Origin of the sequence: Pseudomonas sp. CFBP 13719, from assembly GCF_014842095.1 — a bacterium.
Lineage (GTDB): Bacteria > Pseudomonadota > Gammaproteobacteria > Pseudomonadales > Pseudomonadaceae > Aquipseudomonas.
On sequence record NZ_JACYVB010000010.1, the window covers coordinates 92,808 to 108,000 of the forward strand.

The 15,193-nt window shown below is 64.7% G+C and carries 12 protein-coding genes; 1 reads left to right on the forward strand and 11 read right to left on the reverse strand.

What is annotated here, in order from left to right; translation table 11 throughout:
- Positions 1 to 44: 44 nt before the first annotated feature.
- Entirely contained in the window at positions 45 to 1,208 is a 1,164-nt protein-coding gene (locus IFT57_RS23765; RefSeq protein ID WP_192152872.1) for a PilT/PilU family type 4a pilus ATPase, read from the forward strand.
- A 115-nt stretch (positions 1,209 to 1,323) separates the two neighbouring features.
- Here the strand turns inward: IFT57_RS23765 and IFT57_RS23770 are convergent, their stop codons facing one another.
- From IFT57_RS23770 to xdhA, 11 genes are all read right to left on the reverse strand, one after another.
- Positions 1,324 to 2,118, reverse strand: a complete 795-nt coding sequence (locus IFT57_RS23770; RefSeq protein ID WP_122714227.1) for an endonuclease/exonuclease/phosphatase family protein — start codon at positions 2,116 to 2,118, stop codon at positions 1,324 to 1,326.
- A gap of 70 nt (positions 2,119 to 2,188) precedes the next feature.
- A complete protein-coding gene (hbdH, locus tag IFT57_RS23775; protein ID WP_192152920.1) occupies positions 2,189 to 2,959 on the reverse strand; it encodes a 3-hydroxybutyrate dehydrogenase in 771 nt (256 codons plus the stop codon).
- A gap of 39 nt (positions 2,960 to 2,998) precedes the next feature.
- A complete protein-coding gene (locus IFT57_RS23780) occupies positions 2,999 to 4,576 on the reverse strand; it encodes an ABC transporter ATP-binding protein (RefSeq protein ID WP_192152873.1) in 1,578 nt (525 codons plus the stop codon).
- A 131-nt stretch (positions 4,577 to 4,707) separates the two neighbouring features.
- Positions 4,708 to 5,730, reverse strand: coding sequence for an ABC transporter permease (locus IFT57_RS23785; protein WP_122479667.1), 1,023 nt, complete (start codon positions 5,728 to 5,730; stop codon positions 4,708 to 4,710).
- Positions 5,727 to 6,788: a microcin C ABC transporter permease YejB gene (locus IFT57_RS23790; protein ID WP_122714193.1), complete on the reverse strand. Its 1,062-nt coding sequence runs from the start codon at positions 6,786 to 6,788 to the stop codon at positions 5,727 to 5,729. Before IFT57_RS23790 ends, IFT57_RS23785 begins: the two co-directional genes overlap by 4 nt.
- A complete protein-coding gene (locus IFT57_RS23795) occupies positions 6,788 to 8,635 on the reverse strand; it encodes an extracellular solute-binding protein (RefSeq protein ID WP_192152874.1) in 1,848 nt (615 codons plus the stop codon). Before IFT57_RS23795 ends, IFT57_RS23790 begins: the two co-directional genes overlap by 1 nt.
- Before the next feature lie 118 nt (positions 8,636 to 8,753).
- Positions 8,754 to 9,035, reverse strand: a complete 282-nt coding sequence (locus tag IFT57_RS23800; protein ID WP_122795683.1) for a peptidylprolyl isomerase — start codon at positions 9,033 to 9,035, stop codon at positions 8,754 to 8,756.
- An 88-nt stretch (positions 9,036 to 9,123) separates the two neighbouring features.
- The gene (gene guaD, locus IFT57_RS23805) at positions 9,124 to 10,431 is read right to left on the reverse strand and encodes a guanine deaminase (protein ID WP_192152875.1); all 1,308 of its coding nucleotides are present in this window, start codon (positions 10,429 to 10,431) and stop codon (positions 9,124 to 9,126) included.
- Positions 10,428 to 11,294 (reverse strand): xanthine dehydrogenase accessory protein XdhC, encoded by an 867-nt coding sequence (gene xdhC, locus IFT57_RS23810; protein WP_192152876.1) that lies wholly within the window; start codon positions 11,292 to 11,294, stop codon positions 10,428 to 10,430. Before xdhC ends, guaD begins: the two co-directional genes overlap by 4 nt.
- Positions 11,287 to 13,662 (reverse strand): xanthine dehydrogenase molybdopterin binding subunit, encoded by a 2,376-nt coding sequence (gene xdhB / locus IFT57_RS23815; RefSeq protein WP_192152877.1) that lies wholly within the window; start codon positions 13,660 to 13,662, stop codon positions 11,287 to 11,289. The genes xdhC and xdhB overlap by 8 nt, the downstream gene beginning before the upstream one ends.
- On the reverse strand, positions 13,655 to 15,109 hold the full coding sequence (gene xdhA / locus IFT57_RS23820) for a xanthine dehydrogenase small subunit (protein WP_192152878.1): 1,455 nt from the start codon (positions 15,107 to 15,109) through the stop codon (positions 13,655 to 13,657). The genes xdhB and xdhA overlap by 8 nt, the downstream gene beginning before the upstream one ends.
- Positions 15,110 to 15,193: the final 84 nt, after the last annotated feature.

Genomic DNA, 15,193 nt, shown 5'->3' on the forward strand with positions numbered 1-15,193 from the left:
ATAGCTTACTTTCTATCGACCGCCTTTACAGGACCCCCAAGCCTATGGAAATCCAGGCATTGCTCAAGCTCCTGGCCAGTCAGGACGGCTCAGACCTCTACCTGTCCACTGGCGCGCCACCCTGCGCCAAGTTCAACGGCGTGCTCAAGCCGCTCAGCGCCGAAGCGCTGAAGCCTGGCGACATTGCCGAGATCGCCGCCGGCATCATGGACGCCGAGCAGCGTATCGACTTCGAGCGCGAGCTGGAAATGAATCTGGCGTTGTCGATCCACGGGGTAGGGCGCTTTCGCGTCAATATCTTCAAGCAGCGCAACGAAGTGTCGATTGTCGCACGCAACATCAAGCTCGACATTCCCAGCTTCGAAGACCTCAAGCTGCCGCGCAAGCTGCTCGACGTGATCATGGAGAAACGCGGCCTGGTGCTGTTCGTCGGCGCTACCGGTTCCGGCAAGTCGACGTCGCTGGCCGCATTGATCGACTACCGCAACCGCAACAGCAGCGGGCACATCATCACCATCGAGGACCCGGTGGAGTTCATCCATCGGCACAAGAAGTCGATCATCAACCAGCGTGAAGTGGGCGTCGACACGCGCAGCTTCCAGGCGGCCCTGAAGAACACCCTGCGCCAGGCGCCGGACGTGATCCTGATCGGCGAGATCCGTGATCGCGAAACCATGGAACACGCACTGGCATTCGCCGACACCGGTCACCTGGCGATTTCCACCCTGCATGCCAACAACGCCAACCAGGCGCTGGACCGCATCATCAATTTCTTCCCCGAAGACCGCCGTCCGCAGTTGCTCAACGATCTGGGCAACAACCTGCAGGCGTTCGTCTCGCAGCGGCTGGTACGCACCACCGACGGCAAGCGCCGCGCGGCGGTCGAGGTGATGCTGGGCACGCCGACGATTCGCGACTTCATTCACCGCAACGAGTTTTCCGAGCTCAAGGGCATCATGGAAAAGTCCGTGAACCTGGGCATGCAGACGTTCGACCATGCTTTGTACGAGCTGGCCATCGAAGGGGCGATCAGCGAGGAGGAGGCGTTGAAGAATGCCGATTCGGTGAACAACCTGCGCCTGCGCTTGAAGCTGCATGGCGAGGAAGGCGTGCAGCACACCTCAGCGCCGGTTCCGCCAACGCCTGCGCCCGATCGTAAAAGCGCGGATTGGGGCCTGGTGAGCGACGACCCTGAAAGCCAGCAGTGACACCGCCAATGATCCTTGTAGCAGCGGCGCGAGCCGCGTCCGGCCTCATCGCGGTTTTACAGATAGACCGCAGCGCACCCGGACGCGGCTCGCGCCGCTGCTCCAAAGGTCTGCGCTACAGATGAATCTCAACCGCCAACGGCAAGTGGTCCGACAGGTGCGTCCAAGGCTTGTTGCCCAGAATGATCGGCCCATGGCTGGTTGCGTTGCGCACATAGATCCGGTCCAGGCGCAGCAGCGGAAAGCGCGCCGGGTAAGTCTTGGCCAACTGCCCGTTGTGCCGTTCGAACGCCTCGTGCAGATCCTTGCGCTTGGCCAGCGTCGCATTGCCGCGCAACTGCCAATCGTTGAAATCGCCGGCAATGATCACCGGCGCATCCTCGGGCAATGAATCGAGCAGCTGGCTCAACAGCGCCAATTGCTGTTGCCGGTGGCTTTCCAGCAGCGACAAGTGCACGCAGATCGCATGCACCTCGTCGTGCCCCGGTACCTGCAACACGCAATGCAGCAAGCCGCGGCGCTCGGGGCCGGTGATCGAGATGTCGAGATTGCTGTAGCGCAGGATCGGGTACTTGGACAGCACCGCGTTGCCATGGTGGCCGTCCGGGTACACCGCGTTGCGCCCGTAGGCGAAATCGCTCCACATGCTGTCGGCGAGAAACTCGTACTGTGACATCTGCGGCCAGTTGGAGAACTTGGACGCATGGCCGTCGTGGCCGCCCAGCACTTCCTGCAGGAACACCAGGTCGGCGCTGGTGCTGCGCACCGCCTCACGCAATTCGGGCAGGATGAAACGGCGGTTGAATGCGGTAAAACCCTTGTGTGTATTCACCGTCAGCACCCGCAGGCGATGCACTTCACGGGTCTGGTCCGGCGCTTGCGGGCCGAGCGGTTCGCTGGGGGGAGCGATGGTCACAGAAGCTCCTTGCACATGGTAATGTCCTTACTCCGACTTTGCCGGCACAGCGCGGTTCCCCGCGTCATTGCGCCAGCCAGCCACCGTCGATGTTCCACGCCGCACCGCGCACCTGGCTGCCGGCCTCGCTGCACAGAAACATCGCCAGTTCGCCCAGATGCTCGGGCGTGACGAATGCCAGCGAGGGCTGTTTTTCCGCGAGCAATTCGCGCTGGGCGTCGGCCGGGTCACCGCCCTTGGCCGCACGATCATCGATCTGCTTCTGCACCAGCGGGGTCAACACGAAGCCGGGGCAAATGGCGTTGCAGGTAATCTGCGTGGTCGCGGTTTCCAGGCCAACCACCTTGGTCAGGCCGATCACGCCATGCTTGGCGGCGACATAGGCGGCCTTGCCGACCGATCCCACCTGGCCGTGCACCGAAGCGATATTGACGATCCGCCCCCAGCCTTTTTCCCGCATGCCCGGCAGCGCCAGGCGAGTGGAGTGGAACACCGAGGACAGGTTGATCGCGATGATCGCGTCCCAGCGCTCCACCGGAAACGCCTCGACCGCCGCCACGTGCTGGATGCCGGCATTGTTGACCAGAATGTCGACACCGCCGAACGTCGCTTGCGCGTACTCGAACAGCTCGGCCAGCTGCGTCGGGTCACTCACGTCGGCACCGTGGTGGGCGACCTGGGTGCCGTGCCGGCGCACTTCCGCCAGGGCCGCCGCCGGATCGCCGAAACCGTTGAGCACCACATTGGCGCCGTGACGGGCCAGCACCGAGGCAATGCCCAGGCCGATGCCGCTGGTGGAGCCGGTAACCAAAGCCGTCTTGCCGTCGAGTGCCATATGCATTGCCTCAGGGGTTGTCCTGCAATCTATACCACGCTACACCAGCGCTGCCTGCAGCAATTCCTGGGTGTAGGGGTGCCGAGGGTCGGTGAACAGGCGGTCGGTGGGGCCGTGCTCCACCACCTGACCGTCCTTGACCACGATCACATCATGGGCCAGCGCCCGCACCACCGCCAGGTCATGGCTGATGAACAGGTAGGTCAGGCCGTGGCGCTCCTGCAACTGGCGCAGCAACTGCACCACCTGCTTCTGCACCGTGCGGTCGAGGGCCGAGGTCGGCTCGTCCAGCAGAATCAGCGCCGGGCGCAGCACCAGTGCCCGCGCGATGGCGATACGCTGACGCTGGCCGCCGGAAAATTCGTGGGGGTAACGGTGCCGCGCCGCCGGATCCAGGCCTACTTCGCGCAGCACCTGGATGACCTGCTCGTCGCACGCCCGGGCGTTGGCGCCGCTGTGCACTTCCAGACCTTCGCTGATGATCTGCGCCACCGACATGCGCGGGCTGAGGCTGCCGAAGGGGTCCTGGAAGACCACCTGCATCTGCTTGCGCCACGGTCGCATCTGCTTCTGATCCAGGCCATCGAGTGCCTGGCCCTGAAAGCGAATGCCACCCTGGGAGTCGAGCAGGCGCAGGATCGCCTGGCCGAGCGTCGACTTGCCCGAGCCGGACTCGCCAACGATGCCCAGAGTCTTGCCCTGCTGCACGCTCAGGCTGATGCCGTCCACTGCCTTGACGAACTCGCGCGCCTTGCGAAACAGGCCGCCGTCCAACGGGTACCAGACCTTCAGGCCGTCCACCTGCAACAGTTCCGGCCGGGTTTCCTCGGACAGCACCGCGCCGGCCGGTTCGGCATCCAGCAACAGTTGGCTGTAGGGGTGCTGCGGTGCGCTGAACAGTTGCTCGCAAGCGGCCTGCTCGACGATTTCGCCGGCACGCATCACGCAAACGTGCTGGGCAATGCTGCGCACCAGGTTGAGGTCGTGGCTGATCAACAGCAGCGACATGCCCAGGCGCTTCTGCAGTGACTGCAGCAACAGCAGGATGCGCCGTTGCACCGTGACGTCGAGGGCGGTGGTGGGTTCGTCGGCGATCAACAGCTGTGGCTCGCAGGCCAATGCCATGGCGATCATCACACGCTGGCGCTGGCCACCGGACAACTGGTGCGGGTAGGCCTTGAGGCGCTTGCGCGGGTTCTGGATGCCGACCATCTCGAGCAATTCCAGGATGCGTGCCTCGGCCTGCTTGCCACCCATGCCCTTGTGCACCAGCAGGGTTTCCCCGATCTGCTTGTGCACGGTGTGCAAGGGATTGAGCGAAGTCATGGGCTCCTGGAAAATCATGGCGATGCGGTCACCGCGCATGCGACGCAGGGTCGCTGCATCGGCGCCCATCAGTTCCTGCCCCTTGTAGCGCACGCTGCCGCTGCTCGTGCAAGCGGTGCCGGGCAACAGTTGCAGGATGGAATGGGCAGTCACCGACTTGCCCGAACCCGATTCGCCGACCAGAGCCACGCACTGGCCGGCGGGAATGTCGAAGCTCACGTCCTTGACCACCGCCTGGCCGTTGAACGCCACGCTGAGGTGACGGATTTCGATGAGATTTTCAGCGGTCATGGGCAGGGCCTTCTGCGGGGACTGGGATACCGCGTTCGCGGCCACTGGCCGCTCCTACAGGGATTGGTGAAGTGCCTGCATCCACTGTAGGAGCGGTCAGCGGCCGCGAATGAACCCCCACAAATCCCCAGTCAAGCACGCGGATCGAACGCATCGCGTAGCCCCTCTCCAATGAACACCAGCAGCGACAGGATCAGCGCCAGGGTGAAAAACGCGGTAAACCCCAGCCAGGGCGCCTGCAGGTTCTGCTTGCCCTGGGCAATCAATTCCCCCAGCGAAGCGCTGCCGGCCGGCATGCCGAAGCCGAGGAAATCCAACGCCGTGAGGGTCGAGATCGCCCCGGTCAGAATGAACGGCAAAAAGCTCAGGGTCGCGTTCATGGCGTTGGGCAGAATGTGCCGCAGGATGATCTTGCGGTCCGACAGCCCCAGCGCTCGCGCTGCCTTGACGTATTCCAGGTTGCGCCCGCGTAGGAACTCGGCGCGCACCACGTCCACCAGCGCCAGCCAGGAGAACAGCGCCATGATCCCCAGCAACCACCAGAAATTGGGTTCGACGAAGCCCGACAGGATGATCAGCAGGTAAAGCACCGGCAGCCCCGACCAGACCTCCAGCAGGCGCTGGCCGAACAGGTCCACCCAACCGCCGTAGTAGCCCTGCAGAGCACCGGCGCCGATGCCGATCAGCGAGCTGATCAAGGTCAGCGCCAGGGCGAACAGGATCGACACCCGCGCACCGAAGATGACCCGCGCCAGCACATCGCGCGACTGGTCGTCGGTGCCCAGCCAGTTGGTGGTCGACGGCGGGCTGGGCGCCGGTTGGGTCAGGTCGTAGTTGGGCGTGTCGGCGCTGAACGGAATCGGCGGAAACAGCATCCAGCCGCCGCGCCCCTCGATCAGCTGGCGCACATAGTCGCTGCGGTAGTCGGCCTGGAACGGCAGCTGGCCGCCGAATTCCTGCTCGGTATGGCGCTTGAACACCGGGAAGTACAGCTCGCCGTCATACTTGAGCACCAGCGGTTTGTCATTGGCGACCAGTTCGCCGCCCAGCGTCAGGGCGAACAGGGCCAGGAACAGCCACAGCGACCACCAGCCGCGGCGGTTCTGCTTGAAGCGGTCCAGGCGACGACGGGCCAGGGGCGACAGGCGCATCAGGCATTCCTCGCGCTGAAGTCGATGCGTGGATCGACCAGGGTGTAGCACAGGTCGCCGATCAGTTTGATCAGCAGCCCCAACAGGGTAAAAATGAACAGCGAGCCGAACACCACCGGATAATCCCGCGCCACGGCGGCCTCATAGCTCAGGCGACCGAGCCCGTCGAGCGAGAAGATCACCTCGATCAGCAACGAACCGGCGAAAAACACGCTGATGAACGCCTGGGGCAGGCCGGCCACCACCAGCAGCATGGCGTTGCGAAATACATGGCCGTACAGCACCCGTCGCTCGCTCAGGCCCTTGGCCCGCGCCGTCACCACGTACTGCCGGGTGACCTCGTTGAGGAAGGAGTTCTTGGTGAGAATGGTCAAGGTGGCGAAACCGCCGATCACCAGCGAGGTGACCGGCAGCACCAGGTGCCAGAAGTAGTCGGCGACCTTGCCCAGCAGGCTGAGCTCGGCGAAATTGTCCGAGACCAGCCCGCGCACCGGAAACCAGTTCAACGAAGTGCCGCCGGCGAACACCACGATCAGCAGCATGGCGAACAGGAACGCCGGCATGGCATAGCCGATGATGATCAGGCTGCTGCTCCAGATGTCGAAGCGGCTGCCGTGGTGCACCGCCTTGCGGATGCCCAGCGGGATCGACACCAGGTAGGTGATCAAGGTAGCCCAGAAGCCCAGCGAGAGGGTCACCGGCATCTTGTCCAGGATCAGGTCGGTGACCTTGGCGCCGCGAAAGAAGCTGCTGCCGAAATCCAGCACCGCGTAGCTCTTGATCATCAGCCACAGGCGCTCGTGGGCCGGTTTGTCGAAACCGTACTGGCGCTCGATGTCCTTGATCAGTTTCGGGTCCAGGCCACGGCTGGCCCGCGAGCCGCCCTGCAGGGTGTCGCCGCCGCCACCGGTCACGCTGGCGCCGCCCACGCCCTGCAGGCGCGCAATGGCTTGCTCCACCGGACCACCCGGCGCAGCCTGGACGATGGCGAAATTGACCAGCAGGATCGCCAGCAAGGTCGGCACGATCAGCAGCAGGCGACGTAGCGTGTAACCCAGCATCAGTGAGTCTTCCCTGTCAGGCGGTCGCGCATCTGTTCGGTGGTGAGCGCCGTCGGGCTGACCTCCCACCAGGTTTCGATGGCCGGGTCATTGGGCGCTGGCGAGGCGGGCATGCCGAAGCGGTTCCACCACACCGTGGAAGTGCCTGGCGGGTAATAGTTGGGCACCCAGTAGTAGTTCCACTGCAGCACCCGGTCGAGGGCGTGCGCGTAGTCGCGCATCTGCGGTTGCGTGCTGGCCGCGCCAAGGCCGTTGATCAACTGGTCAACGGCCGGGTCCTTGAGCACCATCAGGTTGTTCGAGCCGGGGTCGGTGGCCACGCTCGAGCCGAAGAAGTTGTACAGCTCGATGCCCGGCGTCGGCGTCACCGGGTAGCCGCTGATGATCATGTCGTAGTCGCGCGCCATCAAGCGGTTGACGTATTGCGACGAATCGATGCGGCGAATCTCCATGGTGATGCCGATCTGCGCCAGGTTGCGCTTCCACGGCAACAGCAAGCGCTCCAGACCGTTCTGCGTATTGAGAAAGGTGAAGCTCAGCGGCTGGCCTTCGGCGTTCACCAGGCGGTCACCGTCGGCGTGCCAGCCGGCCACCTGCAGCAGGCGCAAGGCTTGCAACTGCTTGTCGCGGATCAAGCCCGAGCCGTCGCTGACGGGCGCATGAAAGACTTTGCTGAACACTTCATCCGGCACCTGGCCGCGCAGTTTTTCCAGAATCTGCAATTCGCCGTCGCTGGGCAGTTCACGCGCGGCCAGCGGGCTGTTGGAAAAGAAGCTCTGCTGACGGATGTACATGCCGCGCATCATCTGCCGATTGCTCCATTCGAAATCCCACAGCATGGCCAGCGCCTGGCGCACACGGCGGTCCTGGAACACCGGTCGCTGCAGATTGAAAATGAAGCCCTGGGCCGATTGCAGACCCTGCTTGGCCAGGTGCGCGCGTTGCAGGCGACCATCGTCGAGCGCCGGGCCGTTGTAGCCGATGGTATAGGCGGTGGCGGAGAACTCGCGGTTGTAGTCATAGCCGCCGCCGCGCAGTACCTGGCGAGCCACGTCGGTGTCGCCGAAGTACTCGATGCTGAAGCGGTCGAAATTGTACATGCCACGCGCTTCGGGCAGGTCTTTGCCCCACCAGTCGGGGTTGCGCTGGAAGGTGATGCTGCGGCCGTTGTCGATCTTGTCGACACGGTACGGGCCGCTTCCCAGCGGCGCCTCGAAGCCGCCACCGTTGGCGAAGTCGCGGGTTTTCCACCAGTGTTCGGGCAGTACCGGCAGCGTCGCCAGATCCAGCGGCAGGGTGCGGCTTTCGGCGTTCTTGAAGTTGAAGCGCACCTGCCGTGGGCCCTCGACCTGCACGTCCGCGACATTGGCGAACTGCGTGCGGTAGCCCAGGCTGCCTTCGCGCATCAGCAGTTCGAAGGTATAGCGCACGTCCTGCGCGGTGATCGGTTGGCCGTCGGCGAACACCGCCTTGGGGTTGAGGTAGAAGCGCAGCCACAGGCCGTCCTCACCGCGCTCCATGCGCTCGGCCACCAGTCCGTACACGGTGTATGGCTCGTCCAGCGAGCGCACCGCCAGAGGGGCGTAGAGCAGGCCGTCGACCTGGCTGACGCCGATGCCCTTGTCGATGTACGGCAGAATGTGGTCGTACTGGCCGATCTCGACCGCCGAGCGGCGCAGGCTGCCGCCCTTGGGCGCGTCGGGATTCACATAGTCGAAATGCTGGAAGTCGGCGGGGTAACGTGGCGCTTCGCCGTAGACGGTCAATGCATGCTGCGCCGCAGCCTGGGCATCGGCCACCGGAGTGAACAGGGCACAAAGAACGAAAGAGAGGAAAACTGCGCGCATTGTCTGCCTGGTTCTAAGAGCGAAGGGTGCAGCCTAACATCATGGCCCGGTGGCATTGCAAATGCAGAACGGCCCGCGATAGACGGGCCGTTCGGGTGTAACGCAGACCGTGGACCGATCAGTCCTGACGGCTGGTGACTTCCAGCAGGTGGTAACCGAACTGGGTCTTCACCGGGCCCTGCACGACGTTGATCGGCGCGCTGAACACGACGGTGTCGAATTCCTTGACCATCTGGCCTGGGCCGAACGAACCCAGGTCGCCACCTTGGCGGCTCGATGGGCAGGTGGAGTTGGCCTTGGCGATCTCTGCGAAATCGGCGCCGCCTTCGATCTGGGACTTGAGGTCGTTGCACTTGGCTTCGTCGGCGACCAGGATGTGGCGGGCAGTGGCTTTAGCCATGGTGATTCTCCTTTCTGAAAAAGTGGGCAGGGTACCCGATTGAGGGGGCATTTTCCTGCAAAAGTTCCATACGAATGTGTACGGACGCTCAGTCGCGGCAATGCACCTGGCGCCCTGCGGCGTAGGTCTGCAGCACCGCGCGGTCGTCGCCCAGGGTCATCAGCACGAACAGCACTTCCTCCAAGGTCTTGGCCTGGCCGATGCGATAGCTCAGCAGCGGCGTGGCATGGTAGTCGAGCACCACGAAGTCGGCGTCGGTGCCTGGTTGCAGCGTGCCGACGCGGTCTTCCAGGCGCAATGCGCGAGCGCCGCCCAGGGTCGCCAGGTACAGCGACTTGAACGGGTTGAGCTTTTCGCCCTGCAACTGCATGACCTTGTACGCCTCGTTCAGGGTCTGCAACAACGAGAAGCTGGTGCCACCACCGACGTCGGTGCCCAGGCCGACATTGACCTTGAAACGCTCGGCCTGGGGCAGGTTGAACAGGCCGCTGCCCAAGAACAGGTTCGACGTCGGGCAGAAGGCGATGGCCGAGCCGGTTTCAGCCAGCCGCTGGCATTCCTCGTCGCACAGGTGCACGCCGTGGGCCAGCACCGAGCGCTCGCCGAGCAACTGGTAATGGTCGTACACGTCCAGGTAGTTGCGCCGCTCGGGGAACAGCGCCTTGACCCACTCGATTTCCTTGAGGTTCTCGCTGATGTGGGTCTGCAGGTAGACGTCCGGGTATTCGCGCAGCAACTGCCCGGCCAGGGTCAACTGCGCCTCGCTGCTGGTCGGCGCGAAGCGTGGCGTCACCGCGTAGTGCAGGCGGCCCTTGCCGTGCCAGCGCTCGATCAGCGCCTTGCTCTGGGCATAGCTGCTCTCGGCAGTGTCGGTCAGATAGTCCGGGGCGTTGCGGTCCATCATCACCTTGCCGGCGATCAAGCGCAGGTCCAGGGCCTCAGCGGCCTCGAACAGGGCGTCGACCGATTCGGGGTGAACGCTGCCGAACACCAGCGCGGTGGTGGTGCCGTTGCGCAGCAGTTCCTTGAGGAAGATATCGGCCACTTGGTCGGCATGGGCCTTGTCGCTGAACTGGCCTTCGCACGGGAAGGTGTACTCGTTCAGCCAGTCCAGCAGTTGCTCGCCGTAGGAGCCGACCATGCCGGTCTGCGGAAAGTGAATGTGGGTGTCGATGAAGCCGGGGGTGATCAAGGCATCCGGATAATGGGTGACCTCGACGGTGTCCGCCAGGGTCGGCAGCACCTCGTCGGCCGCGCCCAGCGCCAGGATGCGGCCGTCCTCCACTACCAGCACGCCATCGGCGAAGTATTGGTAGGAAGCCTGGACACCGACCAGGGCAGGGTCGTCGAGGCTGTGCAGGATCGCGGCGCGATAGGCTTTGCGGGTAAGGCTCATGGTGCATCTCTCAAAGGAACGGGGCTGCGGCGCGAGCGCGGCAGCAGTTGGGCGACCCCCGGCGAGCTGGCTGTCCCCGGCTCGGCGCAGGCGCCAAAATGCGCATTGTAGGTGGCGATGATCTCGGCGGCGATGGAAACGGCGATTTCCATGGGCAGCTTGCCCTTCACCGCCGCCAGGCCCATGGGGCAGCGCATGCGCTGCACCACACTGGGTGCGATGCCGCGGTCGCGCAGGCGGTGCTCGAAGCGGGCGCGCTTGGTGGCCGAACCGATCAGGCCGAACCAGGTGAAATCGTTGCGTTCGAGGATGGCCCGGGTCAGCTCCAGATCGAGCGAGTGGTCATGGGTCATGACGATGCAGTAGCTGCCCGCCGGCAGGCTCGCCACTTCATCCACCGGCTCGTCGGTGATCACCTGGCAGACCCCATCGGGCAGGCTCGGCGGAAACTCATCGGCCCGCGAATCGACCCAGCGCACCCGGCACGGCAGGCTCGCCAGCAAGGGCACCAGCGCGCGACCGACGTGGCCGGCGCCGAACACCACCACCTGCGCCTGCGCCTGCAGCATGGGCTCGAACAGCAGCACCGTCGCCCCGCCGCAGCATTGCCCCAGGCTGGCGCCCAGGCTGAAGCGCTCCAGGCGTGTGGCGCGGGTGCCCTCGGCGAGCATCTGTCGAGCGATGTGCAGGCACTTGTACTCCAGATGGCCGCCGCCGATGGTGTCGTACAGGGCGCTGGCGCTGACCACCATCTTGGCCCCGGCGTTGCGCGGCGTGGAGCCCTTTTCTTCGATGATGGTCACCAGCACGCAGGCTTCGCCGCGGGCTCGATGCTCGGCCAGCGCGCCGATCCAGTCAGTCATGGTTCGTGCTCCCCTCGGTGGCCTGGCGCATCTGCTCGCAGCCCCAGAGCACCCGTTCCGGGGTGGCAGGGGCGTCGATGTTCGGTTGCAGGCGGTAATCAGCCAGGCTCGCCACGGCGTCCTTGATCGCGCACCAGGCGGCGATTCCCAACATGAACGGCGGCTCGCCCACGGCCTTGGAATGGAACACCGTGTCTTCCGGGTTCTTGCGGTTCTCCACCAGGTGTACGCGCAGATCCTGCGGCATGTCGGCCACCGCCGGAATCTTGTACGAGGCCGGTCCGCTGGTCAGCAGCTTGCCCTGGTCACTCCACACCAGTTCCTCGCAGGTCAGCCAGCCCACCCCCTGCAGGAAGCCGCCTTCCACCTGGCCGAGGTCGATGGCCGGGTTCAACGACGCGCCGACGTCATGCAGAATATCGGTGCGCAACAGCTTGTACTCGCCGGTCAGCGTGTCGATCAGCACTTCGCAGCACGCCGCGCCGTAGGCGAAATAGTAGAACGGTCGGCCACGCGCCAGGCTGCGGTCGTAGTGGATCTTCGGCGTCTTGTAGTAACCCGTGCTGGACAGCGACACCTGGCCCATCCACGCCTGCTGCACCAGGCTCTGGAAGGTCAACAACTGGTCGCGTACGCGCACGTGGCCGTTGCTGAACGCCACGTCTTCTTCGCTGACCCGATAGTGCCGGGCAGCGAACTCGACCAGCCGCTGCCTGAGGATCAGCGCCGCGTTCTGCGCCGCCTTGCCGTTGAGGTCGGCACCGCTGGAAGCCGCCGTGGGCGAGGTGTTGGGCACCTTGTCGGTATTGGTCGCGGTGATCTGGATGCGCGCGATGTCGACCTGGAACACCTCGGCCACCACCTGCGCGACCTTGACGTTCAAGCCCTGGCCCATCTCGGTGCCGCCGTGGTTCAGGTGAATGCTGCCGTCGGTGTAGATATGGATCAGTGCGCCGGCCTGGTTGAGGAAGCTGGCGGTGAACGAGATTCCGAACTTCACCGGGGTCAGCGCCAGGCCTTTCTTCAATACCGGGCTGTCGTCGTTGAACGCACGAATCGCCTCGCGGCGCTGGCCATAATCGCAACTGGCCTCGAGTTCTGCGGTGATCTCTTCGAGCAGGTTGTGCTCCACCGTCTGGTAGTAATGGGTGACGTTGCGTTCGGTCTTGCCGTAGTAGTTGGCCTTGCGCACCGTCAGCGGGTCGAGGGCCAGATGGCGGGCAATGCGGTCCATCACTTCCTCGATGGCGACCATGCCCTGGGGGCCGCCGAAGCCGCGGTAGGCGGTGTTCGACGCGGTGTGGGTCTTGCAGCGGTGGCCATTGATCGTCGCGTCGCCCAGGTAATAGGCGTTGTCGGCATGGAACATCGCCCGGTCGACGATCGACGCCGACAGGTCGGGTGAGTAGCCGCAGTTGCCGGCCAGTTCCAGGTTGATCCCGTGCAGGCGCCCGCTGTCGTCGAAACCGACGTCGTACTCGATGTAGAAGGGGTGGCGCTTGCCGGTCATGAGCATGTCCTCGACCCGCGGCAGGCGCATCTTGGTCGGCTGCCCGGTCAGATGCGCCACCACCGCGCACAGGCAGGCCGGGCTGGCCGCCTGGGTTTCCTTGCCGCCGAAGCCGCCACCCATGCGGCGCATGTCCACCACCACCTGGCTCATCGACACGCCCAGCACTTCGGCCACCAGCTTCTGCACCTCGGTGGGGTTCTGCGTCGAGCAGTAGACGATCATCCCGCCGTCCTCGGTGGGCATCACCGAGCTGATCTGCGTCTCCAGGTAGAAATGCTCCTGGCCACCGATGTGCAGGCTGCCCTGCAGGCGATGGGTGGCGCTGGCCAAGGCTGTCGCCGAATCACCGCGCTGGTGGGTGTGGCTGTCGAGCACGAAATGCTTCTGCCGCAGCGCCTCCACCACATCCAGCACCGGCGGCAGATCTTCGTACTCGATCACGGCGGCCATCGCCCCGCGGCGGGCACTGTCCAGATCGCGCGCCGCCACGGCCAGCACCGGCTGGCCGACGAACTCGACCTTGTCGATCGCCAGCAGCGGGTCGCCCGGCAGCAGCGGGCCGATGTCCTTGAGGCCGGGAATGTCCTCGTGGGTGATCGCCAGGCGCACGCCGGGAATGGTGTAGCAGGCGGACGTATCGATGCGCACGATGCGCGCGTGGGCGCGGTCGGAAAGCCGGGCGTACACGTGCAACTGGTTGGGAAATTCCAGGCGGTCGTCGATGTACACCGCCTCACCGCTGACGTGCTTTTCGGCGCTGTCATGCTTGACGCCCCGGCCAACGCCGGTGGTCAGGCCCTGGGCGAACAGTTCAGCCATACGTGCCTGGCTGTCGGGCGCTGGATGCTCAGACATGGGCGCTCACCCGCGTTTGAATGTGCGGCGACTGCAACTCGATGAAGCATTTGCGCAGCAGGTTCTGCGCGGTCAGCAGGCGGTACTGCTTGCTCGCGCGAAAATCCGACAGCGGCGTGAAGTCCTCGGCCAGGGCGGCGCAGGCGCCCTCGACGCTGGTCTTGTTCCAGGGCTTGCCGAGCAGCGCCGATTCACAGGCCGCAGCGCGCTTGGGAATCGCCGCCATGCCGCCAAAGGCGGCGCGCACATCGCGCACCACACCGTCTTCGATCAGCAGGTCGAACGCCGCACAGACTGCGGAAATGTCATCGTCCAGGCGTTTCGACACCTTGTAGGCGCGAAAAGCCCGGCGCGGGTCGGCGCGCGGCACGATGACCTTCTCGATGAACTCGCCGTCTTCGCGAGCGGTGACACGGTAGTCGATGAAATAGTCCTGCAGGGGCAGGGTGCGGCTGCGCGAGCCCTTGCGCAGTACCACCTGTGCGCCCAGGGCAAGCAGCAGCGGCGGGGTGTCACCAATCGGCGACGCATTACCGATGTTCCCGCCCAGGGTGGCCTGGTTGCGGATCTGCAACGAGGCGAAGCGGTGCAGCAGGTGGCCAAAATCCGCGTACTCGTTCGCCAGTGCCTGATAGCAGTCGGTCAGCGGCGTGGCCGCGCCGATCTCCAGGCGGTCTTCGAACGTTTCGATGCGCTTCATCTCGGCTACGTGGCCCACGTAGATCATCACCGGCAGCACCCGGTGCGCCTGGGTGACCTCCAGCGCCAAGTCGGTGCCGCCGGCCAGCAGTCGTGCTTCGGGCTGCTCGCTGTACAGCTCGGCCAGATCGGCCACGGTCAAGGGCACCAGGCAACGGTTGTTGCCGCCGTGGAGTTCGTCGGTGTGCGCCGGTGCAATGGTTTTCAGCCTGGCGATGGTCTGCGCCTGCTGGCTGTCGAACTGATCGGGCAGCGCGGGTCCGCCGCAGGCCTGGGCCGCGGCGTCGAGGATCGGCCGGTAGCCGGTGCAGCGACACAGGTTGCCGGCCAGTGCTTCGCAGGCCTGCTCGCGGCTGGCCTGGGGTTGGTTCTTCTGCAGGGCGAACAGCGACATGACGAAACCGGGGGTGCAGAACCCGCACTGCGAGCCATGGCAATCGACCATGGCCTGCTGCACGCTGTGCAGACGGCCCTGATGCTTGAGGTCCTCGACACTGAGCAGCTGCTTGCCGTGCAGGCTGGCGACAAAGGTCAGGCACGCGTTGCTGCTGCGATAGCGGATATGCGTCTGCGCACCGTCTTCCACCAGTTCGCCGATCACTACCGTGCACGCACCGCAATCGCCGCTGGCGCAGCCCTCTTTGGTGCCTGGCCGCGCCAGATCGGTGCGCAGGTAGTCGAGCACGGTCAGGTTCGGGTCCAGGGCATGCTCGGTATGCAGCTGTTGATTCAAGAGAAACTGGATCACGGATGGCCTCACGACACCTGATTCTTGGGTCTGCCTTGAGCAGAATCTATGCGGCGGCCGGGAAGGGGTCAACGATTAGCTGAC

Excerpts from the sequence above, each read along its gene's own strand:
- IFT57_RS23765 (WP_192152872.1), top strand. The coding sequence starts at position 45 with ATGGAAATCCAGGCATTGCTCAAGCTCCTGGCCAGTCAGGACGGCTCA.
- hbdH (WP_192152920.1), bottom strand. The coding sequence starts at position 2,959 with ATGGCACTCGACGGCAAGACGGCTTTGGTTACCGGCTCCACCAGCGGC.
- IFT57_RS23780 (WP_192152873.1), bottom strand. The coding sequence starts at position 4,576 with ATGACCGCTGAAAATCTCATCGAAATCCGTCACCTCAGCGTGGCGTTC.
- IFT57_RS23790 (WP_122714193.1), bottom strand. The coding sequence starts at position 6,788 with ATGCTGGGTTACACGCTACGTCGCCTGCTGCTGATCGTGCCGACCTTG.
- IFT57_RS23795 (WP_192152874.1), bottom strand. The coding sequence starts at position 8,635 with ATGCGCGCAGTTTTCCTCTCTTTCGTTCTTTGTGCCCTGTTCACTCCG.
- IFT57_RS23800 (WP_122795683.1), bottom strand. The coding sequence starts at position 9,035 with ATGGCTAAAGCCACTGCCCGCCACATCCTGGTCGCCGACGAAGCCAAG.
- guaD (WP_192152875.1), bottom strand. The coding sequence starts at position 10,431 with ATGAGCCTTACCCGCAAAGCCTATCGCGCCGCGATCCTGCACAGCCTC.
- xdhC (WP_192152876.1), bottom strand. The coding sequence starts at position 11,294 with ATGACTGACTGGATCGGCGCGCTGGCCGAGCATCGAGCCCGCGGCGAA.
- xdhB (WP_192152877.1), bottom strand. The coding sequence starts at position 13,662 with ATGTCTGAGCATCCAGCGCCCGACAGCCAGGCACGTATGGCTGAACTG.